The following is a 21,498-nucleotide window of genomic DNA, read 5'->3' on the forward strand; positions in this document are numbered from 1 at the left end:
GGCGAAATTGCTGCCCGGTCTTTGCTGCGTTCGGACCGAATCCCTCTCATAGACGATGCCATTGTGGTTGACGATAAAGCTCGTCAATCCGGAACCGTCATGGTTGGAGTGGTTTACCTGACTGTATAACCCCGGCCTTCGAAGCAGGCGCCATAGGCACGCTGAAAATTCTGTTGCTGTTGTCCTGCGGCCTGTTGGTACTGTGCTGCAGCGTATTCATTCTCGTCCCGCTTACGACGCTGCCTTGCGCCACCCACCATTGTTCCGCCTACAGCGCCAATCGCGGCCCCCTTGCCGGCGTCACCGGCAATCGCGCCAATCAGGGCTCCACCAGCTGCCCCGCGAGCGGCACCCCTTATCCGCTCGCCCCCAATCTCCTGCTGTGGGGGCGCTGATGCGTACGCGGTGGCCTGTGCCGGATCATAGCCTGTCTGTCCCTTGGCCCATGTGTAACACTCGGCCTCGTCCTTCTGCTGTTGCGCCGCCGATTGACCCTTTGCGGGATAGATGACCTGCTGCGCAATGGCCGGGGCGCTGACGAGGGCTGCCAACACCGCTATTGACATGATCGATTTCAAAATCATTTTCCTTGCCTCTCTCTGGTATAGGTATATTTAAGAAAAATCCCATTTATTTACCTGAAAGCCGGTTATGCTGAACCTTTTTGACTTACTCCACCAATGGAATAGCGGCAGCGAGTTCATAGCGAACAATGGCCCGGATCTTGTTCTCGATCTGCAAGTAACGTGCCACCTTTACTCCAGGAAGAACCTTGCTGAGCTTGGGTGCATACGACTGTTTCAGCTTGACTTCCGCCAATTCGACGGCGATTGCTTCATCAAGCAGTTTCTTTGCCGTATCGTCTAGCAACGCTCCCTTGTTATAGGCCAGGGCGTAATCATTGATTACCTTCGCCAAGCGTTCGTTGATCTGGTGCAGATCTTGCTGGTAGGCGTCGTAGATAGGCCAGAACGCTTTTGCTTCTGCCTCGGTCAGCTTCATGTTATTCGCAACAACAAATTTCTTATCCGCAACGACCTTGTCACGCAAAATTTCCATATTGCTTGCCGGAGCAGCGTCATCTTCGGCGAATGTGGGCAGCGCCAGTGTCGCGGCGAGAATCAACAAAACAGAGCGCAGCATGTTCGTCAAATTTTTCTTCATTATTCATTACTCCCTAGAAAGTTAAGGTTGGTCGGTGGAACTTTGTGCAGAATTTTATTTCATCGCCCGATCGGATTGGAAGATAGGCGACATCTTTTACCCAAGCATCAAACATAAACTTAACGATTTTAGTATAGCGCATGGTTGAGGACTTGCGCGATCAATGTGCGCAAGATATAAGTTTGGCCGATAAACCGGTACGTCATGGCAATAGACACTGGATGCATCTCCCTTTCCAAGTCCGCGCGATTTCAAATCTCTCCGTAGCCGGGGAATCCGATTCACATAGACTGATATTCTTTCAGACTGGACCTATACCCACAATCATCAGTCGGTTTTGCGAGTCTGTTCGAGTACTGGCTAAAAAGGCCGCAACGTATATGCGGTCGGATCGGTCACCGCTTCGCCGGGCTTGCGATTAGCGACTTTCACGAACTGCTGCGCCCATCGGTCCAGGATACCTTTGGCGGGGCCGTACCACGTAAGGCGAGTCAGATCGAGTGGACCGGCATCCTGCGTGTCGCGGTCGGCGAAGGTCGCCACGATCTCGTCGGTGTTCAGGTCTCGCAACCGGCCTTCGAAAGCGGCCCTGCGTTGATTGACCGTACCGGCGGCAGTGCCGGTACCTGGGGGGCCAGCCCAGGCAAGGGCGTGCAGCACCGGCTGGGAAGGGTTGACTTCAATCAGGGCCAGTTCCAGACGTAGCGTCCCCGGGCGCTTTTGTTGACCGGTATACTCGATAACCCGGAAGCGGTGCTTCGGATCCTCCTTGAACTCTTTCACTACCTGATCATGAAAGTAAAGGGCGAGTTCTTCGATATCCTTTTTGACATCGCTGAGCCAATTGGCAGAACCCGCGCTGTGCAGCCAGTCCATCTCCAGCATGTACCGGGTATTTACCGGCGCCACAACCAGTTCATGGTAGCCGCTTTTATCAAAGCCGGGCTTAATCCATACTTTCTGAAACGGCAGATCGGTGGGTTTACTCTGTCGTTCGGGGTGTTCGATGAAACCGGCATCAGGCGCAGGTTGGACCACTTTGTCCTTGGCCTTGTTCGACTCCGACTCCATGGAGGCACATCCGGAAAGCAGCGCGCCAACAACGCATAACGATAATACCCATTCTCTTGAATTGTTGCGTATTTTCTGACTATAGGTGTTCAATGCATTTCTCCTCGTAAAATAAAAAGGGACTCACGCTGGGAACAACAGGGGAAAAAGGTTGGTAACGCCTGGAATGACAAAATGCATCATATCGTATAGCTGGATCAATGGCCTGTGGTTTTTTTATCGTGCTCGTCCGCATCCTCTGAGCCAGCCCTATGCTCCGCCCCCATATGTCAAATACGTGATAGGCCCATGCCGGTGAGTCCACATAAAGTCCTTGCATGGCCAGATCGCTTCCATTCCTCAAATCGCCGCCGGCCAGCGGGTTTCAGGCGAGAATGCCGCCGCGCGCGGGGCGGCCTAACTCAGCGGCGCGGTCCGACAGATAAGCGCGAGTATCGACCTGAAGCAGGGAAGGATACCGGGGTAGCGCAGGTTTTCATCTTATTTCCCGGTCTCGTCCTCGCCACCCGCCTGCTCCTTCACGAGCCGGTCAAATATGTCCTCGCGTTCGGTCTCCAGCCCGATCTCGGCGTCGAGGCGACCAAAGAGATCCAGAAGGGAGGCGACCAGACCGGTCCAGCCCGTCTGGTGGCTGGCCCCAAGCCCCGCTCCGTTGTCACCGTGGAAGTACTCATAAAATAGAATCAGGTCGCGCCAATGCGGATCTTTCTGGAACTTGGCCGTTCCGCCGTAGACCGGTCGCCGTCCGTTGACATCGCGCAGGAAAATGCTTGCCAGCCGACGTGAGATTTCCTGCGCGACCTCGAACAGCGTCATGTATTGGCCGGAACCGGCCGGGCACTGAACCTTGAATTCGTCACCATAAAAACTATATAAATTCAATAGTGCCCGGATAATCAGCGTATTGACCGGCATCCACACCGGACCCCGCCAGTTGGAATTCCCGCCGAACATTCCGCTATCCGATTCGGCTGGCAGATATTGGACCTTAAGCTCCTGATGGCCCACCCAGAACCTGAACGGATGATCCAGGTGATAGCGCGAAAGTGAACGAATTCCGTGCGGCCCGAGAAATTCGTTCTCGTCGAGCAGGTAACCGAGCACTCGCTCAAGCTTCTTTTTGCTGAGGATCGATACCAGTCGCCGCCCTTTATAGCCGATGTAACCCTCTTCAGTCGGGGCGAGGTGGGAAAACACTTCCGGATGGCGTTTCCGGAACAAGGCCGTCATCTCCGTCAGCTTCGGATGTTGCATCGCCACGTTCGCCCCGAATACCGTGGATGCGCACAGCGGCAGCAGTCCTACCATCGACCGCACTTTTAGACGCATCGCCTGGCCGTCCGGCAGGCGCAGCAGATCATAGAAGAAGCCGTCCTGCTCGTCCCACATCTCGTCGTGATGTTCACCGATGCGATCCATCGCATAGGAAATCCAGATAAAATGCTCGACGAATTTGTAGGCAATGTCCTCGTATATCGGGTCGTATTCCTGCAGAATAAGGGCCATTTCGAGCATACACTGACAGTAGAATGCCATCCAGGCCGTTCCGTCCGCTTGCTCCAGCGTTCCGCCCGTCGGAAGCTGGGCGCTCCGGTCGAATACGCCAATGTTGTCCAACCCCAGAAAGCCGCCAGCGAAGACGTTGCGCCCCATGGGATCCTTCCGGTTCACCCACCAGTTGAAATTCAGCATCAACCCCTGAAATGATCGTTCCAGGAAACGAAGATCGGGCCGGCCGAGTGCGCGCCCCGTCTTGTAGAGAGACAGCGTAGCCCAGGCATGCACCGGGGGATTTACATCGCTGAAGTTCCACTCATAGGCGGGAATCTGTCCGTTGGGATGAAAATAGAGATTACGCAGCATTAGCAGAAGCTGTTCCTTGGCGAAATCGAAATCCACCAGCGCCAGGGCCAGCGTGTGGAAGGCCAGATCCCAGGCTGCATACCAGGGGTATTCCCATTTGTCCGGCATCGAGATGACGTCGGCGTTGAGCATGTGGAACCATTCGGTGTTCCGCACTCCGTGCCGGACGGATTCGAGCAGCGGATGACTGTTGTGCTCGCTCAGCCACTGCTCCAGGTCAAAGTAGTAATACTGCTTGCTCCATAACATTCCTCCCAGCGCCTGGCGATGCACCCGGCGCTCATCTTCGTTCAACGAGTTCGGCGAAATCCGATCGTAGAATTCGTCGGCGTCGGCGATCCGGCTGTCAAATATCGGCTCGAAACCACCAAATGCATCGTCCATGCAGGCGTTCGTCAGACGCAGGCGGACAGTCTTGCTTTCGCCGCCGGGCACGTCGAAGACATAGTGGGCCGCAGCCTTGGTCCCTGCCTGGGCGGGATTTACCGCCTCGTCCTGCCCCGAGATGATGTAAGCGTGGAATGCATCCTTGACGTAGGGAGAAGCATTAGGTTGCTTCCAGAGGCGCTGCGCATTGCTCTCATTCTCCGTGAACAGTAGCTCGGGCGCTCCATCGCAATACAGCCAGTACTCGCCCAATTCATGGTGGGAGGCTTGAATCGTACCTGGCGCCACCATGCGCAGTGAGAGCTTTTGATCATCTGTGCCCCAAGACCACGTGTTTCGGAACCACAACGTCGGCAACAGACGGAGCCGGGCTGCTTCCTGCCCGCGATTGTGAGCGGTGATACGGATGAGTATGTCTTCTGGGCTGTTTTTGGCATACTCCAGGAACACGTCAAAATACTGGTTGTCGTCAAACACGCCGGTATCGAGTAATTCATACTCGAACTCTTCCCGTGACCGTCTCCGGTTTTTCTCGATAAGATCGCGGTAGGGAAACGCCCGCTGCGGATACTTGTACAGATACTTCATGTAAGAGTGGGTGGGCGTGCTGTCGATGTAGAAGTAGTACTCCTTGACATCCTCGCCATGGTTGCCCTCGCTGTTAGTGAGCCCATACAGGCGCTCCTTCAGGATAGGGTCATGCTCGTTCCACAGAGCGAGGGCAAAGCACAGCCGTTGTTTTTCATCGCAGATTCCCCCCAGCCCGTCCTCGCCCCAACGGTAGGCGCGCGAGCGCGACTGATCATGGGAAAAATAGTCCCACGCGTTGCCGTCCTCGCTGTAGTCCTCGCGGACTGTGCCCCACTGCCTCTCGCTGAGGTAGGGTCCCCATTTCTTCCACGGGATTCCCGCCTCGCGAGCGTCATTCAACCGCTTCTGTTCCGTTACGTCGACGATTTTTTTCTCCGGCATGGGTTTCCTTCCTTTTTCTTCTTTTGGAGAGAGTATGTATCTCTACTGTATACCTCCGCTGTTTATACGGTCAATACGTTTTATTGCCGTGCGTAGCGGGCAAATATACTGTTCCGTTTATGCTATCCCGAAGCTGGGGATGGGCATGAAATGGACAGAATGATAAAGAGACATCGAGATGAAATATGAGAGATGTATATAGGGGAATCGCAAGGGCGGTCAAAACAGGAATAGGCGGCACAATTGCTTGGAGGTATGCGGCCGGATGTTCCGATCCACCCAAATCCTATCTCATCTTTGGTACACTTTAACATCGGCTCCTATGGAGTTTTCCACACTGCACCGGTCTTGTCTTGACGATATATCCTGATTAAGAAAGTGGTTATAACGTATTGATTGGAAAAACAATGATTAAAGTTCTTTTTGTCTGCATGGGGAATATCTGTCGTTCACCTACCGCGGAGGCGGTGTTCAGACATCAGGTCAGGGCTGCCGGCTTTGAAGAAGCGATCTATATCGATTCCGCCGGTACTCATGATTTTCATACTGGCGAGCCACCGGATGAAAGGGCTCAAAGAGCAGCCGTGCGGCGTGGCTATGATGCGAGAGAATTACGTGCGCGGCAGATACATGAGAGGGATTTCGAAGTTTTTCATTATATTCTGGCGATGGACAGGGGAAATCTTGCCATACTCAAGCGGGAATGCCCACCTCAATACAGCCATAAGCTCGGGCTGCTGATGCAATATGGCAAACAGTTTTCTGAAGGTGTAACAGAAGTACCCGACCCCTATTTTGGTGGACACCAGGGCTTTGAACACGTTCTGAACTTGGTAGAGGAAGCGGGGAGGGGGTTGCTTGATAGAATTCGTAATGAAGAGATAATTGAGCCCTGAATTCGGCAGTTGGCCACTGTTCAGTTTAGTACCAAGCGCCGCAAAGAATACCTGCGTCACTTGCGTTTTTTCGTGAGCTGGCTACAGGGTCGACTTAGGTTAAAGTAAATTTAAATCTATCTTCTGCGTAGATTTGTCACGGTAAGATAAAAAAGGCGGAAGTCATTTCCGCCTTTTTTATTTCTTCGGGTCGAATTTTCCGCCATTTGTGGCGTTGCAAACAGGCCCAAGATTACGAGTAGTACCCCGCCCCTTCGGGACGGGTTGTTTATTTATGCGTTTCGATTTGTACTAACGGTTCATTATGCTCCACCAATGGTGGGGGAGTGGATCTTTTCCGCCGCGGCTCCGTCAAAGTGGGTTCCTCTGCTGCATCGGTCTCCACGGGTTTTATTTTTTCCGGAATGGTCTCTATCATGATCAATCCGCTTTCCGCCAGATTCGGTGATTCAGTGACTTGCGGCGCTTGATGCTGTGGAGATTCTCGCAGTTCTGGTGCGGATGTTGTCTCAAGCGCTGGCGCGGGACTTCCATCCTGTATCCCAGCTTCATTCTTGATGGGTTCCAGCGCCAGGGTGACGAGGGCAGGCGCATTGACAGACGGAGATTCCGGAACGGGCTCCTGCACGGGTAGCTGTTCGCCGGCTCCGGTTTCCGGCTCAACCAATATGGGTACATTGGCGGGTGCCAATGATTCGTCCAGTGCCGCCGGCTCCGCTACCATGGGTATGGTCTCGTTCGTTTGCAACGATGCGGGAGTGAATGCGGTCTCCGGTTCTGAGAGGATCTCCACTGTTCGCACGGAGGAAGCAGCAGCAATAAGCGCGGAAGCCCCCTGTACAGATGCGGGAATGGCGACTGCCGCCGATGGAAGGTTTTCTTCCGGCGTAGCCTGGTTGGCTGCCTGTTGTGGGTGGAGATCTCGCCCATTGGCTTGCTTGTTTTCGTGCGGAAGGCGCTCTGAGCGCTCGCCCCGATCACGCTGCCTTCCGCCACGACGGCGGCGGCGTCCGCCATCTTCGCTTTGCTGCAAGAGGTCCTCGGTCGCTGGTCGCTCTTCCCCTGCGGGTAACTTGGCATCGGTCCGGATTTTCTCTTCACGCGGTGCGCGCTGCTGCTTTTTTTGAGCGGATCGCTCGCCCTGGAGTTTTGGTTCGCCGCGATCGAGCCGCTGAGGCGCGGCTTCCTTGGCCGGACTCGAAATACCAGGGGCCTCGCTGCCACGCTCCTCACGTGCGCGTTGACCGCCACGTGGCGGTTTTTCAGTGTATTCACCATCCCGTCCTTCACGGCCGCGATCGCGTCGCCCGCGTCCGCGCTCTGGCCGCTGCGGCTGGGTCGTGATCGGTTCCGGCTGGACTTTCCTTTCCTCCCCGCTCATTTGCTTGAACCAGCCAAATATTTTATCCATAAATGAGAGTTGCTGAGGCTCATGGAGTGATTTTTGCTCACGTACCGGAGCTGGCTGTGACGGCGTGATGCCACGCACCGCCGCCTGCTGCCGTGCCGGTTTGGCTTCCTGTGCGGCTGACGGCAAAGCAATTTCCTGTGCTGGTTTTTCTACCATCTGATAGCTGGTTTGAACTTCACCAAGCTTCACATCGTCATGGCGCAAACGTGTGATGTTGTAGTTCGGAGTTTCCAGATGAACGTTCGGGATTAACACGACATTAACCTTCAATCGTGCTTCAATGGCATGTATTTCCGCTCGTTTTTCGTTTAGCAGGTAGGTGGCGACATCAACCGGTACTTGGGCGTGAAGCACGGCGGTGTTCTCTTTCATCGCCTCTTCCTGGATGATCCTGAGAATATGCAATGCGGAGGAATCGGTGCCGCGAATGTGTCCCGTGCCATGGCAACGTGGACAAGAAATGTAGCTGCTCTCGCCCAGCGAAGGGCGCAAACGCTGGCGCGACAACTCGAGCAGGCCGAAACGCGAAATCTTGCCCATCTGTACGCGGGCACGATCATAACGTAATGATTCATGCAGACGATTTTCCACTTCACGCTGATTACGCGTGATTTCCATATCGATGAAATCAATCACCACCAGTCCGCCCAAGTCACGCAGGCGCAGTTGCCGTGCGATTTCGTCCGCAGCTTCCAGATTGGTGTTCAGCGCGGTTTGCTCGATATCGGAACCGCGCGTGGCACGTGCGGAATTTACGTCGACCGATACCAGTGCTTCGGTATGGTCGATAACGATCGCGCCGCCCGAAGGCAGCGTTACCTGGCGTGAATAGGCCGTTTCAATTTGGTGCTCGATCTGGAAACGTGAAAATAACGGTACATCGTCGCGATAGAGCTTAACGCGGTTTACGTTGGCGGGCATGACATGACTCATGAACTGACAGGCCTGCTCGTAGATGCTTTCGGTATCGATCAGGATTTCGCCGATCTCCTGATGAAAGTAATCGCGGATGGCGCGGATTACAAGGCTGCTTTCCTGATAAATCAGGAAGGCGCCGCTTTGATTCTTCGAGGCGTCTTCAATAGCTCGCCACAGCTGTAATAGATAATTGAGGTCCCACTGTAATTCTTCTTCACTGCGTCCTATCCCGGCCGTGCGAGCGATAATGCTCATGCCCGCAGGGACATTCAGTTGCGACATTACGTCACGCAGTTCCGCACGATCTTCGCCTTCGATGCGGCGTGATACACCGCCGCCGCGCGGATTGTTGGGCATCAGAACCAGATGACGGCCCGCCAGTGAGATATAGGTAGTGAGCGCCGCGCCTTTAGTCCCGCGTTCGTCTTTATCCACCTGCACGATGAGTTCCTGGCCCTCATGCAGCACTTCCTGAACGCGAACCCGGGCCGGGTCGGCATTGTCCTTGAAGTAAGAGCGGGAAATTTCCTTGAATGGAAGAAAACCGTGGCGTTCGCCGCCATACTCAACAAAAGCGGCTTCGAGACTGGGCTCGAGACGGGTGATGACTGCCTTGTAAATATTGCTCTTGCGTTGTTCCTTGCCGGCGGATTCAATGTCGAGATCAATAAGCTTCTGACCGTCAACAATGGCGACACGGAGTTCTTCCGGCTGTGTCGCATTAAATAACATGCGTTTCATTTTATGCCTCCCGCGCTCTGGTCACGGGCAGACAGCCTACGCGTGACGGAGACTGTGTCCGACGCACGTATACGAGAACTTTTTAGTCAGGCAACTTTGATCATGGTGTCGGGCTGCTTGTTAAAGATGACTATTTCTCTGGCTTGTCACTGGGGGCCCTGCTTTCTTACAAGCAGAACCGGAAAATTAAGTTTCAATCAGGTTTCGACTATGGCTGTTCCGGCAAGCGGACGCTACGAAACTGAAAACTGAAATCTACGTGTGCTTTGAGCGCGCAAATCAATTACCATCGCTACTTTATTGGTGAGCGACATTAACCAGGTTTTCGAAGTCGGCTCTTGTCTCTGTCGGACAAAATCTCATCAACAGCGCCATTTTGCGCACCGGATAAAGGATAGGCTGGAACTTCGAATTGGTAAGTATAAGTAGAATTAAGGATTTAGGCAAAGAATTTCCTCCACGCGCTGTAATCAAGGAAATCGTAGGGGAGGACAGCGACGGCCAGCGCATAGATAATTTCCTGATGAAGCGCCTTAGAAGTGTGCCTAAAAGCCATATCTATCAGTTATTGCAGAGTGGACAGGTACGGCTTAACAGCAAGCGCGTCGACGCCGGCCATCCACTCAAGCTGGGCGACATTGTGCGTATTCCGCCGGTGAGAATAGCGCAGGATAACCCTCTTTCCAAAAAGAAGATCACCAAATCCGCATTTATTCCATTCGAGGTATTATATGAAGATGAAACGCTCTTGGTAATCAACAAGCCGGCAGGACTTGCGGTGCATGGCGGCAGCGGCGTGAGCTTCGGTGTCATAGAGCAACTGCGTGCTCAGCACCCCGACTGGAAATTCCTGGAATTGGTTCATCGGCTGGACAGGGAAACTTCCGGAGTTCTGCTCCTTGCCAAAAGCCGCGCGACACTCGTGGACCTGCACCGTCAAATCCGTGCGAGATTGATAGCAAAGCGTTACCTGACGCTGGTGAAGGGCAGGTGGCATAATGCACGGCAAAGCGTGAAACTGCCCCTCAACAAATACGTGACGGCCGCCGGAGAACGGCGTGTAGCCATTGCCACGAGTGCACGGGATAAAATCGGGGGAATGACGGCTCATACGGTATTTACGCTGAAGAAATCCTGGCAGGGTTTCAGTCTGTTGGAAGCGGAACTAAAAACCGGCCGTACTCATCAGATTCGGGTGCATCTTGCTCACCTCGGTTTCCCTATAGCGGGTGATGACAAGTATGGAGATTTCACCTTGAACAAGAAGCTGGCGAGAGGCGCCGCAAAACCAAATCTGGAGCGTATGTTTTTGCACGCATTCCTGGTTGAAGTGGTGCATCCTGTGACGGGTAAGAGTTTGCTTCTGGAAGCGCCGCTGGCGAAAGATTTACAGGAATTTCTGAATGGATTAGATGTCGACGGTGGCGGCGGATTCACCGGATAACCAAATTATCCTTACGCCAGTCTGTTAGACCGAATAGAAAGTGAATTCCATGATTCGCGGTTATACTTGATCCGTCTCATCCATACTGCGATTTGGATTTTTTGGTGACGCACGCCCTACACTTATAGGGCTACAAAATCGAAAAGCGAGATGGTAATATTTTTATGAGCAGCAACTATGCCTAGATGGATTTGCTGCTTATTTCACTGGAAGGATGAAACAAATCATGGCGGATTCAGATAATCACAACGAAAACTGGGATAAGCAGGTACTTGAAAAACTTTTGCTTTCTTCCGTGCGGGAACAGCGCAAGGCACGGCAATGGGGCATATTTTTCAAATCACTCACGTTTGTCTATCTGTTCATGCTTTTATTTTTTGGTTTGGGATGGCTAGGTGACAGCGAAATGTCCATCTCCGGCAAACATACTGCCTTGGTTGAGCTGCGTGGCGTTATCTCGTCCGACAGCATTGGCAGCGCGGATAATGTGAACATGGGCTTACAGAGTGCGTTCAAGGATAAGAAAACGCAGGGCGTGATTCTGCGTATCAACAGTCCTGGCGGCAGTCCAGTGCAGGCGGGTTACATCAACGACGAAATCCGCCGCTTGCGCGCCGAATATCCTCAAATTCCACTTTATGCCGTAGTTGAAGACATTTGTGCCTCCGGTGGTTACTATGTTGCCGCCGCGGCTGACAAGATTTATGTGGATAAAGCCAGTATTGTTGGTTCCATCGGCGTGCTGATGAATGGTTTTGGTTTCACCGGTGCAATGGAGAAACTGGGCGTCGAGCGGCGATTAATCACGGCGGGAAAAAACAAGGGTTTTCTTGATCCTTTTTCACCGCCTAACACCGAACAGGAAGAATACGCCAAAGAGATGCTGGGTGATGTCCATGAGCAGTTTATTCGGGTGGTCCGGCAAGGCAGGGGAGAGCGTCTGAAGGATGCGCCAGAAATATTCAGCGGCATAGTCTGGACAGGCCAGAAAAGTATCGACCTCGGACTTGCCGATGCCATGGGTAGTGCCGAATATGTGGCGCGCGAAATTATCAAGGCCGAACACATCGTGGATTACACGGCCCGGGAAGGATTTGCCGAGCGTTTCGCCAAACGCTTTGGGGCGGTGATGGCGGACACGCTGATCAGTACAGGAAGTGGTTGGGGATTACGGTAACAAATCCCGATTTATCCGGGAAGTCTTGAGAAAACCGCAATTTTCCGGCAATACATTCCATAAAGGGTTCTTAGGACCTGTTAACCCTGTAGCAAAAAAATGGCAGGCTTGTTATTAAGATCGGGTAAAGTATTTTTCCATTCCTTGACTGTTCTGGTTGAAATATACTCGCTTGCCAGCGTGAGATTGCAAGCAACGCAGAGAGCTGTGTCATCGTGACAGGCAAAAACAAGGGATTCCAGCAGCTTCTGATTGCGATACGGGGTCTCAATGAATATCTGGGTCTGATCGCGGGCTATCGAGTCTCTTTCCAACCCAACGATTGTCTTGACACGTTGGTTTTTCTCTACCGGGAGATAGCCGTGAAACACGAAGCGCTGGCCATTCAATCCAGACGCCATGAGTGCCAGCAATATGGAAGATGGCCCCACCAGCGGCACCACCCGAAGATTATTTTGGTGAGCAAGACGCACTAATCCTGCACCGGGGTCGGCTACCGCGGGGCAACCGGCTTCAGATAGTAACCCGACATCATTTCCCGCAAGCAATGGTGTAAGTAAGCCTAAAAGTTCTTTGGGCTGGGTATGTTCATTTAGCACCTGCATGCTGATTTGCTGTAACGGCAGGATACAGCCAATCTGTTTCAGAAATTGTCTGGCGGTTTTTGGATGCTCGACAACATAGTGGCCAAGTCCTGTTATACATTGCCTTACGGCGGCGGGGATCATCCAGGCAATATCACCTTCACCAAGCGGGGCGGGAATGAGATAGAGCGTACCGGAGTTCATACTATCCTTGCACCTTCATTTGCCAGCATTTCCACCAGTGCGATCAGCGGCAAGCCAATCAACGCACTGGGGTCGTCGCTCGCCATACGTTCGATCAATGCGATACCCAGCCCCTCTGCCTTGGCGCTTCCCGCACAATGATACGGCTGTTCTTTATCGAGATAGTTGTCGATTTGCTGGTCGCTTAATTGGCGAAACTTGACATGGGAAGGAATAAGTCGTGTCTGCATGTTGCCGTTGCGGGCATTGAAAAGACTCAACGCTGTATGAAATACCACTTCTTTCCCGCGAATGAATTGTAGCTGCCTGCTTGCATTGATACGGTTCAATGGTTTGCCGAGCTGGATGCCTTCCAGCACTGCTACCTGATCGGCGCCGATAATGAGCGCATCGGGATAGGTTACCGCAACCGCACGCGTTTTTGCAGCCGCAAGGCGAAGCGCGGTGGCTTCAGGAATCTCATCTATCAGAGGGGTTTCGTCAATTTCCGGACTAAATACTTCAAACGGAATTTGCAGGCGTTTGAGTAGTTCATGGCGATAAATGGAGCTGGATCCCAATATAAGTCGTTGAGCGGTTTGTTGTGTTTTCAAGTTTGCTGTGAGATGGATTTTGACACCCGGAGGCAAAAAATATATTATGCGCGCCGTATGGGCAGTTGGGCAGCTTCGGGATTCTAATACTAAAAGCGTTGACTTACCAACTGAAGGCGCTCAGCGCGCGGCCGGCAGGCAACCTGCAACCTGACTGGCGGGGCAATGCCGGGATGTGCGCAATTTGATTTTATAAAGACTTATATGCCAGGACATCTCATCATAGATGCCATCGATTTTGCCCGTAATGCCGGCGTGCATCATGGTAAAATCTCGATTTCCGAGCTTGGGCGCTTGCAGGATTATCTGGTTGGCAATTGCGGCGAATTGAAGTATACCGTTGCCGGCACTCTGAGTAAGGGCGAACCGGTTTTGCAAATCACTGTTCAGGGATCCATAAACCTCCAGTGCCAGCGTTGTCTCGGGGAACTCAAGCACGTACTGGATGTGCGGACGGATTTATTGCTGGCAAGTAATGAAAGCGAACTTTCCCGTATCGATGAAGACGAATCGATTGATGTTATTCTGGCGAGATCCGACATGGATGTTCTGGCGCTGATTGAGGATGAAATAATCCTGAGTCTGCCGATTTCGCCGCGTCATAGGGAGAGTGAATGCGCGATCATCACGGTCGGTAGCGGGGATACAGCGGGTAAAAAAACTCCATTTTCCGCGTTGGCGCACCTGAAAAAGCTGCATTGAAACTTACATTTAAGAAGGAGAAACACCATGGCAGTCCAACAAAACAAAAAATCTCCATCCAAGCGCGGTATGCACCGCTCACATGATTTTTTGACCAGTTCGCCGTTGACGGTGGACTCTAAAACCGGTGAGGTCCATTTGCGTCATCACATTAGTCCCAACGGTTATTATCGCGGCAAGAAAGTCGTCAAGACCAAGGAAGATTAAATTTCGCCCCATTGTTCCGGGGACATCGAAATTCCGGCTTATCCCCGGTCTCAAAGGCGTCAATATTGGATATTACCGTAGCTATAGACTGCATGGGTGGCGATCACGGCCCTCATGTGACGGTTCCCGCAGTCGTCGATTATCTCCATCATAATCCCGGAACGGATATTGTTCTGGTGGGATTGCCCGACGCCATTGAGTCGGAATTGCGCGCCATCAAATTTGCACCCGGTCCGCGACTTAGAATTCACGCCGCGAGCGAGGTGGTGGGTATGGATGAGTCGCCCGCCCTGGCGTTACGCAATAAGAAAAATTCCTCGATGCGAGTTGCACTCGATCTCGTGAAAAACGGTGAGGCTCAAGCTTGTGTGAGTGCGGGTAATACGGGGGCATTGATAGCAACTTCACGTTTTGTATTGAAGATGCTTCCCGGCATTGACCGACCTGCGCTCGCGGTGGTGCTGCCTACGATACGGGGACGCACGTATGTGCTTGATCTGGGCGCCAACGTGGATTGTAGCGCCGAGCATCTGCTTCAATTCGGTATCATGGGGGCTACCCTGGTATCCTCCGTTGAAAATAAAAAGAGACCCAGCGTCGGCTTGCTGAATATTGGCGAGGAAGAGATTAAAGGTAATGAAGTAGTGAAACAGGCTGCGGAATTGCTGAGGGACAGTGGACTCAATTTTTACGGGAACATCGAAGGCAATGACATTTATAAAGGAACGACCGACGTGGTTGTGTGTGATGGCTTTGTCGGCAATGTTGCCTTGAAAACGTCGGAAGGGGTAGCACAGATGCTTTCCACTTACCTGCGCGAAGAATTCAAGCGAAATTTTCTCACGAAATTCGCGGGACTTGTCGCCTTGCCGGTCATTAAGGCATTCAAACGGCGAGTGGATCACCGCCAATACAATGGAGCGAGCCTGCTGGGATTGCGTGGCATTGTTATCAAAAGCCACGGCGCGGCGGACAGTTATGCATTCACTTTCGCCATTGCGCGCGCAGTGGATGAAGTGCGCGGCGGGATGCTGCGCCATCTGAGTGCACGCGCAGCAAAGTTGCCGCATCAGCCGGAAAGTTTGTCTTCTTATCCAAGATCCATGCCGGAGGAGCATCCGACATGATTTATTCCAGAATTGTGGGGACAGGCAGCTATCTGCCGGAAAGAATTCTCACAAATCATGATCTGGAGCGCATGGTGGATACCAGTGATGAGTGGATACGTACTCGCACCGGTATCGCGGAGCGTCACATCGCAGCGGACAATCAAATGGCCAGTGATCTGGCGCTCAACGCGAGCCGTAAAGCAATGGAGGCGGCGGGTGTTACGGCTGTGGATATCGATCTGATCATTGTTGCCACTACCACGCCGGATGTGATTTTTCCCAGCACTGCCTGCATTTTGCAGGATAAGCTCGGGGTCAGGGGTTGCCCAGTATTTGATGTGCAGGCGGTATGCAGTGGTTTCGTCTACGCGCTTGCCACGGCAGACATGTTTATTCGCGCCGGAAAGTGCCGCACCGCGCTGGTGGTTGGTACCGAAATCTATTCGCGTATACTCGACTGGACTGATCGCAGCACTTGTGTGCTGTTCGGTGACGGCGCGGGCGCCGTCATACTGACTCGGAGTGATCAGCCTGGAATACTTTCAAGTCATCTGCATGCTGACGGCAGCCATAGCAAAATCCTCGCGGTGCCCGGGAGTGTCTGCGGCGGCAAGGTGCAGGGCACGCCATTCGTTACGATGGAAGGTAATACGGTTTTCAAGTTTGCGATAAAGGTATTGGAAGAAGTGGTATATGAAGCGCTGGCTGAGAATAATCTGCAAGTGTCTGATATTGATTGGTTGATTCCGCATCAGGCCAACATCCGTATTATCGTCTCCACCGCCAGGAAGTTGGGGATTCCGATGGAAAAAGTGGTTGTTACCCTGGACCGGCAAGGTAACACTTCCGCAGCCTCTATTCCCCTGGCGCTGGATGCAGCCGTACGTGACGGCCGCATCCAATCCGGCCAGCATGTGCTGCTGGAGGGCGTAGGAGGGGGATTCACCTGGGGGGCAGTGCTGATTCGTTGGTAAAGCGCGGATATTTGTAAATGAGGTGGTCAATAAACCAGCAGCCTGTCAGACTTGTTCCTTTAAGTCCGACAGACTGCTAGATCCGGCAGTTGACTTATTTTTCAATTGAATATTCATCACTTATTTATTTTCGGCCTGTAGTTAGTGGATTATCAATTTTTTTATCTGCTCTATTAACGAGGGAACGTCAATGGGAGTCCCCGTAAGATTTGCATGCGTGTTTCCTGGCCAAGGCTCTCAATCAGTGGGAATGATGAATGGATATGCCGATTTTCCCATCGTGCGCAAGACCTTTGCCGAAGCATCCGATATTCTCGGGCAGGATTTCTGGATGATGGCCGAAAATGGCCCAGTTGATAAGCTCAATCTAACAGTTAACACCCAACCGCTGATGTTAATGGCGGGTGTTGCGGTATATCGTGCTTGGGAAAGCCTGGGAGATGCGAAGCCGTTTTTTGTGGCGGGGCATAGCCTGGGAGAATATACCGCACTGGTAGCCTCGGGAGCATTGGCTTTTGCCGATGCACTGTTACTGGTGCGTTTTCGGGCAGAGGTGATGCAGCAGGCTGTCCCGGAAGGTGTGGGGGGTATGGCTGCGATCCTGGGGCTTGAGGATGAGCTGGTGCGCACGGTGTGCAAGCAAGTTACCAGTGCTTCTGATGGGGAATTGCTGGAGCCGGCAAACTTTAATTCGCCTGGCCAGATCGTAATCGCGGGACATAGAAATGCGGTGATACGCGGCATGGAACTGGCGGCGTCGAATGGAGCAAAACGAACATTGATGTTGCCAGTGAGTGTGCCCTCACATTGCTCTTTGATGAGTGAAGCAGCCGAGAAAATGCAACAAAAGTTGGAGTTGGTGACGCTCATGCGGCCAAAAATCCCGGTATTGCACAATGCAGATGTGCAACAGCACGATGAGCCCGCTGAAATAAAGAAAATTCTGGTGCGGCAATTATGCGAACCAGTACGATGGACAGAAACTATTCGCTCCTTTGCCGCAGCGAGTGTTCTTCATGTGATGGAATGCGGTCCAGGTAAAGTGCTGTCGGGACTTAACAAGCGGATAGATGGAAATGTGCAGAGTTTTGCACTGACGGATGGCGTGGCACTTCAGCATGCTGCGGCTGTATTAATGTAGGATGAAGAAGCTGGGCGTTTGTCGCGCAGAGTGATTCGTATTGAACATACTGGAGAATGATGCTGCAAAATCAAATAGCGTTCGTGACCGGCGCCAGCCGGGGCATCGGACAGGCGATTGCGCTTGAACTCGGCAGGCAAGGTGCCACTACGATTGGTACCGCCACCACCGAAGATGGCGCCCGGATCATCAGCCATTACCTGAAAGAGGAGGGTATCAAAGGTAGCGGCATGATGCTGAACGTAAATAATGCGGTCCAGATTGAAAACGTTCTTAATACGGTACGTCAGGAATTTGGTGATATCTCAATACTGGTGAATAACGCCGGTATTACCCGGGATAATATACTCGTCCGGATGAAAGACGAAGAGTGGGATGAAATCATGGAAACTGATCTTAAATCAGTTTTTCGTTTGAGCCGCGCAGTGTTGCGAGCCATGATGAAAGCAAGGTACGGACGCATCATCAACATTTCGTCGGTAGTGGGAGCTACCGGCAATATGGGACAGGCGAATTATGCTGCAGCCAAAGCCGGGATATTTGGTTTCAGCAAATCTCTGGCGCGTGAAGTGGGCAGCCGCAACATTACCGTCAATTGCATCGCGCCAGGTTTCGTGGAGACCGACATGACACGCGCACTTACCGGCAAACAGCACCAAGACCTGATCCAGCACGTACCGCTGGGCAGATTGGCACAGCCCAAAGAAATCGCTTCAGCAGTTGCATTTATCGCTTCACCGGACGCGGGATACATTACCGGTGCGACGCTTCATGTAAATGGTGGAATGTATATGGATTAATGGCAGTACTTAAATTAATGCAGAATGGTGCACGCTATCAGGACGCATCCTGGCTGCTCATTTTATGGTTGATGGTGTTCTGATTTTATTAATACCGAAAACTTGCTAGAATGACGGCGTTTTTCTTACCGGAGAAGAGGAATCTAGATGGAAAATGTAGAGCAGCGTATAAAAAAGATCGTGGCCGAGCAACTGGGAGTGAATGAGGCGGATGTCAAAAACGAATCGTCCTTTGTGGATGATCTGGGCGCCGACTCGCTTGATACCGTGGAGCTGGTCATGGCGTTGGAAGAAGAATTCAAGTGCGAAATTCCCGATGAGCAGGCAGAGAAAATAAATACCGTTCAGCAGGCCATTGATTATATCAATTCTCACTCCAACTAATTTCTGCTTTAAGCACACCCCGACTCGGAGTCACTTTGTCCAAACGTAGGGTAGTTATCACTGGTCTGGGTATTATTTCGCCTATCGGAAACACCGTTCCGGATGCATGGACCAATGTTGTCGCGGGAAAATCGGGTGTTACCCGCATTACCCGTTTCGATGCTTCCGCATTTGCGTCCCAGATTGCCGGTGAGGTCAAGGATTTCGATGTCACAAATTATCTTTCTGTTAAAGATGCGCGCCGGATGGATATTTTTATCCACTATGGCATGGCTGCGGCAATCCAGGCGGTCAAGGACGCGGGTCTCGGGGAGATAGCCGGTACGAACCTAGATGCCGAGCGTATCGGCGTTAATATCGGCTCCGGAATCGGAGGCTTATCGATGATAGAGAATACTCACGACACTTATCACGTGGGTGGTCCGCGCAAGATCTCGCCCTTCTTCATTCCCAGTACCATCATCAATATGATCGCCGGTAACCTGTCCATCATGTTCGGATTCAAGGGGCCGAATCTTGCGATTGTCACCGCCTGTACCACTGCGACTCATTGCATTGGCGACTCGGCACGTCTGATCGAATACGGTGATGTGGATGTAATGGTCGCGGGTGGTGCGGAGTCCTGCGTAACACCGCTCGCTATTGGCGGATTTGCTTCGGCGCGGGCCCTGTCGACTCGCAACGACGATCCCGTTACCGCCAGCCGGCCGTGGGATAAAGACCGGGATGGTTTTGTGCTGGGCGAGGGAGCGGGGGTTCTGGTGCTGGAAGAAATGGAACATGCCAAGCGCCGGGGTGCGAAGATTTATGCTGAACTGGCCGGCTTCGGCATGAGCGCTGATGCCTACCACATGACTGCTCCCTCTGAAGATGGCGAGGGCGCTGCGCGTTGCATGACCAATGCGCTCAGAAATGCAGGGATAGAAGCCGCCGGAGTGGATTATATCAATGCGCATGGCACTTCCACTCCGCTAGGTGACATTGCGGAAACCATTGCGGTGAAGCGCTGCTTTGGCGAGCATGCGAAGAAACTTGTGGTTAATTCCACAAAATCCATGACTGGACACTTGTTGGGTGCGGCGGGCGGGGTTGAGGCCATATTCTCTGCCTTGGCGGTGCATCATCAGATTTCTCCTCCCACCATCAATATTTTCGACCAGGATCCGGTATGCGATCTGGATTACGTTCCCAATACCGCGCGAGAAATGAAGATTGATGTGGCGATGTCAAATTCATTTGGCTTTGGTGGCACAAACGGTACGCTGATCTTCCGTAAGATTTAACTATCGTTGTAGCGCATGCGGACGCTAAAACGCATCATTTTCCTTGTGCTGGCCAGTGCAATCCTGTTTGCTGGATGGTTTACCTATCAGATCAACAAACCCGTTCAGCTTCCTGTTGTTCCCTACGAGTTCTCCATCGAACCCGGCAGCAGCTTGAGAAGCGTTGCGAAGCAATTAGCCGATGCGGGCGTTTTGCATGATGTCTGGTCTTTTGTCCTGTTGTCGCGGGTGATGGGACTCGCATCTTCACTCAAGGCCGGAGACTATGAAATTGCGGCAAGCACTTCCCCACTGCAATTACTGGAACGTATCACCAAAGGCGACATCAATCAAAGTGAGATCAGATTTATAGAAGGCTGGACTTTTTCACAGCTTAGACAAATCCTGGACGCGCATCCAGCCATCCGGCACGACACCACTCATCTTGCTGACAAGGAAATCCTGCGGTTAATCGGCGCGGGCGAAACGCCAGCGGAAGGATTATTTTTTCCCGATACCTATTTTTTTGCGCGGGGCAGCAGCGACATCACCATATTGAGGCGTGCTTATCACGCAATGCAGAACCATCTCAATACGGCATGGGCCGAACGCGCCGCGGATCTGCCTCTGACAGATCCTTATCAGGCATTGATCCTGGCATCAATTGTTGAAAAAGAAACCGGTAGGGAGAGCGACCGCACCATGGTGGCAGGGGTATTTATCAACCGGTTGCGATTAGGCATGTTGCTGCAAACTGATCCAACTGTTATTTATGGTCTGGGAAAAAATTTTGACGGCAACCTGCGTAAGAAAGATCTTCTGACCGATCAGGAATACAATACGTACACGCGCGGTGGCTTGCCCCCCACCCCCATTGCCATGCCGGGACTGGCCTCGATTCAGGCAGCGTTGAATCCCGCTAAAACCAATGCCCTTTACTTTGTCGCAAAAGGGAATGGGGAATCGCATTTTTCCAATAATCTGGCGGATCACAATCGTGCCGTATCAAGGTATCAGAGACGACAGCCACCTTAGTTTTTCTCCTGCCCACAGGAGAGCGCAAGTCATGGATTATTAATAGAATAATCAATCATGGGCCTTGATCGTCTCGATTGCGAATCCATTACGTTGCCGCCCTTGATTAAGTGGGTAAAGAATCTGGCGCAGGTGTGGAATTTCATAGCTGGTAACCTTCGCAATACCTTCCGGAAACAGCCACTGGCTGCAATACCTGTTCCCTAATCACACGATAGATTAAGAAATCGATCGTAAAGGTAACCGCTAATTCCGGGTTTTGAGAAAACCGTCCGGTATATTTTGAGGTAGATTCTGCGAAAGCATGCTGCTGGCGGCGGCATCCTGGAAAAAATAGTTGCTCAGGTAGTGATCGAAAGGAATTTCATCCGTGGCATCCAGCTGTTGCTGCTGCGCCAGCGATGTTTCGACCTCGAGATCAAAGCGCCTCTTCACCGAGGCATCCAATGCACACTGCCT

Annotated in this window: 20 protein-coding genes; 12 read left to right on the forward strand and 8 right to left on the reverse strand. The window is 52.4% G+C overall.

Features of this window, described 5'->3' with window-relative positions:
* Window positions 1-113: 113 nt before the first annotated feature.
* The 4 genes from BLO43_RS06140 to BLO43_RS06155 all read right to left on the reverse strand — a co-directional run bounded on the left by BLO43_RS06140 (window position 114) and on the right by BLO43_RS06155 (window position 5,457).
* Window positions 114-584: a glycine zipper family protein gene (locus BLO43_RS06140; protein WP_175443875.1), complete on the reverse strand. Its 471-nt coding sequence runs from the start codon at window positions 582-584 to the stop codon at window positions 114-116.
* An 85-nt stretch (window positions 585-669) separates the two neighbouring features.
* Window positions 670-1,164, reverse strand: a complete 495-nt coding sequence (locus tag BLO43_RS06145; protein WP_090906292.1) for a hypothetical protein — start codon at window positions 1,162-1,164, stop codon at window positions 670-672.
* A 360-nt stretch (window positions 1,165-1,524) separates the two neighbouring features.
* Window positions 1,525-2,328, reverse strand: a complete 804-nt coding sequence (locus BLO43_RS06150; protein ID WP_139149244.1) for a DUF3313 family protein — start codon at window positions 2,326-2,328, stop codon at window positions 1,525-1,527.
* Window positions 2,329-2,715: 387 nt separating this feature from the next.
* Window positions 2,716-5,457 carry an MGH1-like glycoside hydrolase domain-containing protein gene (locus BLO43_RS06155; RefSeq protein ID WP_090906294.1) on the reverse strand — a complete coding sequence of 914 codons (2,742 nt, stop codon included), beginning with the start codon at window positions 5,455-5,457 and terminating at the stop codon, window positions 2,716-2,718.
* Window positions 5,458-5,864: 407 nt separating this feature from the next.
* Here BLO43_RS06155 and BLO43_RS06160 point away from each other — a divergent pair, with 407 nt between their 5' ends.
* Complete coding sequence (locus BLO43_RS06160) at window positions 5,865-6,353, forward strand: low molecular weight protein-tyrosine-phosphatase (protein WP_090906295.1); 489 nt, start codon at window positions 5,865-5,867, stop codon at window positions 6,351-6,353.
* A 268-nt stretch (window positions 6,354-6,621) separates the two neighbouring features.
* On the opposite strand, the gene BLO43_RS06165 is transcribed toward BLO43_RS06160, so the two are convergent.
* Window positions 6,622-9,423: an Rne/Rng family ribonuclease gene (locus tag BLO43_RS06165; RefSeq protein WP_090906296.1), complete on the reverse strand. Its 2,802-nt coding sequence runs from the start codon at window positions 9,421-9,423 to the stop codon at window positions 6,622-6,624.
* 412 nt (window positions 9,424-9,835) lie between these two features.
* Here BLO43_RS06165 and BLO43_RS06170 point away from each other — a divergent pair, with 412 nt between their 5' ends.
* Together BLO43_RS06170 and BLO43_RS06175 are read left to right on the forward strand one after the other, a co-directional pair.
* A complete protein-coding gene (locus BLO43_RS06170) occupies window positions 9,836-10,867 on the forward strand; it encodes an RluA family pseudouridine synthase (RefSeq protein ID WP_090906297.1) in 1,032 nt (343 codons plus the stop codon).
* A 226-nt stretch (window positions 10,868-11,093) separates the two neighbouring features.
* Window positions 11,094-12,044 (forward strand): S49 family peptidase, encoded by a 951-nt coding sequence (locus BLO43_RS06175; protein ID WP_090906331.1) that lies wholly within the window; start codon window positions 11,094-11,096, stop codon window positions 12,042-12,044.
* An 80-nt stretch (window positions 12,045-12,124) separates the two neighbouring features.
* Here the strand turns inward: BLO43_RS06175 and BLO43_RS06180 are convergent, their stop codons facing one another.
* Together BLO43_RS06180 and BLO43_RS06185 are read right to left on the reverse strand one after the other, a co-directional pair.
* Window positions 12,125-12,832, reverse strand: a complete 708-nt coding sequence (locus tag BLO43_RS06180) for an SAM-dependent methyltransferase (RefSeq protein ID WP_090906298.1) — start codon at window positions 12,830-12,832, stop codon at window positions 12,125-12,127.
* Window positions 12,829-13,425, reverse strand: a complete 597-nt coding sequence (locus BLO43_RS06185) for a Maf family nucleotide pyrophosphatase (RefSeq protein WP_090906332.1) — start codon at window positions 13,423-13,425, stop codon at window positions 12,829-12,831. The genes BLO43_RS06180 and BLO43_RS06185 overlap by 4 nt, the downstream gene beginning before the upstream one ends.
* 204 nt (window positions 13,426-13,629) lie before the next feature.
* Here BLO43_RS06185 and BLO43_RS06190 point away from each other — a divergent pair, with 204 nt between their 5' ends.
* The 9 genes from BLO43_RS06190 to mltG all read left to right on the forward strand — a co-directional run bounded on the left by BLO43_RS06190 (window position 13,630) and on the right by mltG (window position 21,039).
* Window positions 13,630-14,127 carry a YceD family protein gene (locus tag BLO43_RS06190; RefSeq protein ID WP_090906333.1) on the forward strand — a complete coding sequence of 166 codons (498 nt, stop codon included), beginning with the start codon at window positions 13,630-13,632 and terminating at the stop codon, window positions 14,125-14,127.
* Between the two features lie 27 nt (window positions 14,128-14,154).
* Window positions 14,155-14,334 carry a 50S ribosomal protein L32 gene (gene rpmF / locus BLO43_RS06195; protein WP_074631668.1) on the forward strand — a complete coding sequence of 60 codons (180 nt, stop codon included), beginning with the start codon at window positions 14,155-14,157 and terminating at the stop codon, window positions 14,332-14,334.
* A 65-nt stretch (window positions 14,335-14,399) separates the two neighbouring features.
* The gene (gene plsX / locus BLO43_RS06200; protein ID WP_090906299.1) at window positions 14,400-15,461 is read left to right on the forward strand and encodes a phosphate acyltransferase PlsX; all 1,062 of its coding nucleotides are present in this window, start codon (window positions 14,400-14,402) and stop codon (window positions 15,459-15,461) included.
* Window positions 15,458-16,417, forward strand: coding sequence for a beta-ketoacyl-ACP synthase III (locus tag BLO43_RS06205; protein WP_090906300.1), 960 nt, complete (start codon window positions 15,458-15,460; stop codon window positions 16,415-16,417). The genes plsX and BLO43_RS06205 overlap by 4 nt, the downstream gene beginning before the upstream one ends.
* A gap of 190 nt (window positions 16,418-16,607) precedes the next feature.
* Window positions 16,608-17,558, forward strand: a complete 951-nt coding sequence (gene fabD, locus BLO43_RS06210; RefSeq protein WP_090906301.1) for an ACP S-malonyltransferase — start codon at window positions 16,608-16,610, stop codon at window positions 17,556-17,558.
* A gap of 56 nt (window positions 17,559-17,614) precedes the next feature.
* The gene (fabG, locus tag BLO43_RS06215; protein WP_090906302.1) at window positions 17,615-18,358 is read left to right on the forward strand and encodes a 3-oxoacyl-ACP reductase FabG; all 744 of its coding nucleotides are present in this window, start codon (window positions 17,615-17,617) and stop codon (window positions 18,356-18,358) included.
* A gap of 147 nt (window positions 18,359-18,505) precedes the next feature.
* Window positions 18,506-18,742, forward strand: a complete 237-nt coding sequence (acpP, locus tag BLO43_RS06220; protein WP_004177211.1) for an acyl carrier protein — start codon at window positions 18,506-18,508, stop codon at window positions 18,740-18,742.
* 35 nt (window positions 18,743-18,777) lie between these two features.
* Window positions 18,778-20,025 (forward strand): beta-ketoacyl-ACP synthase II, encoded by a 1,248-nt coding sequence (fabF, locus tag BLO43_RS06225; RefSeq protein WP_090906303.1) that lies wholly within the window; start codon window positions 18,778-18,780, stop codon window positions 20,023-20,025.
* Window positions 20,026-20,040: 15 nt separating this feature from the next.
* Window positions 20,041-21,039, forward strand: a complete 999-nt coding sequence (gene mltG, locus BLO43_RS06230) for an endolytic transglycosylase MltG (protein ID WP_090906304.1) — start codon at window positions 20,041-20,043, stop codon at window positions 21,037-21,039.
* Window positions 21,040-21,285: 246 nt separating this feature from the next.
* Here mltG and BLO43_RS06235 read toward each other — a convergent pair.
* A partial coding sequence (locus tag BLO43_RS06235) for a hypothetical protein (protein ID WP_217628034.1) occupies window positions 21,286-21,498 on the reverse strand: 213 nt, incomplete at its 5' end.

Source organism: Nitrosospira sp. Nsp13 (genome assembly GCF_900101945.1).
GTDB lineage: Bacteria > Pseudomonadota > Gammaproteobacteria > Burkholderiales > Nitrosomonadaceae > Nitrosospira > Nitrosospira multiformis_D.

Coding starts and splice junctions, on each gene's coding strand:
- BLO43_RS06140 (WP_175443875.1), bottom strand. CDS start 584: ATGATTTTGAAATCGATCATGTCAATAGCGGTGTTGGCAGCCCTCGTC.
- BLO43_RS06145 (WP_090906292.1), bottom strand. CDS start 1,164: ATGAAGAAAAATTTGACGAACATGCTGCGCTCTGTTTTGTTGATTCTC.
- BLO43_RS06155 (WP_090906294.1), bottom strand. CDS start 5,457: ATGCCGGAGAAAAAAATCGTCGACGTAACGGAACAGAAGCGGTTGAAT.
- BLO43_RS06160 (WP_090906295.1), top strand. CDS start 5,865: ATGATTAAAGTTCTTTTTGTCTGCATGGGGAATATCTGTCGTTCACCT.
- BLO43_RS06165 (WP_090906296.1), bottom strand. CDS start 9,423: ATGAAACGCATGTTATTTAATGCGACACAGCCGGAAGAACTCCGTGTC.
- BLO43_RS06175 (WP_090906331.1), top strand. CDS start 11,094: ATGGCGGATTCAGATAATCACAACGAAAACTGGGATAAGCAGGTACTT.
- BLO43_RS06180 (WP_090906298.1), bottom strand. CDS start 12,832: ATGAACTCCGGTACGCTCTATCTCATTCCCGCCCCGCTTGGTGAAGGT.
- BLO43_RS06190 (WP_090906333.1), top strand. CDS start 13,630: ATGCCAGGACATCTCATCATAGATGCCATCGATTTTGCCCGTAATGCC.
- rpmF (WP_074631668.1), top strand. CDS start 14,155: ATGGCAGTCCAACAAAACAAAAAATCTCCATCCAAGCGCGGTATGCAC.
- BLO43_RS06205 (WP_090906300.1), top strand. CDS start 15,458: ATGATTTATTCCAGAATTGTGGGGACAGGCAGCTATCTGCCGGAAAGA.
- fabD (WP_090906301.1), top strand. CDS start 16,608: ATGGGAGTCCCCGTAAGATTTGCATGCGTGTTTCCTGGCCAAGGCTCT.
- fabG (WP_090906302.1), top strand. CDS start 17,615: ATGATGCTGCAAAATCAAATAGCGTTCGTGACCGGCGCCAGCCGGGGC.
- acpP (WP_004177211.1), top strand. CDS start 18,506: ATGGAAAATGTAGAGCAGCGTATAAAAAAGATCGTGGCCGAGCAACTG.
- mltG (WP_090906304.1), top strand. CDS start 20,041: ATGCGGACGCTAAAACGCATCATTTTCCTTGTGCTGGCCAGTGCAATC.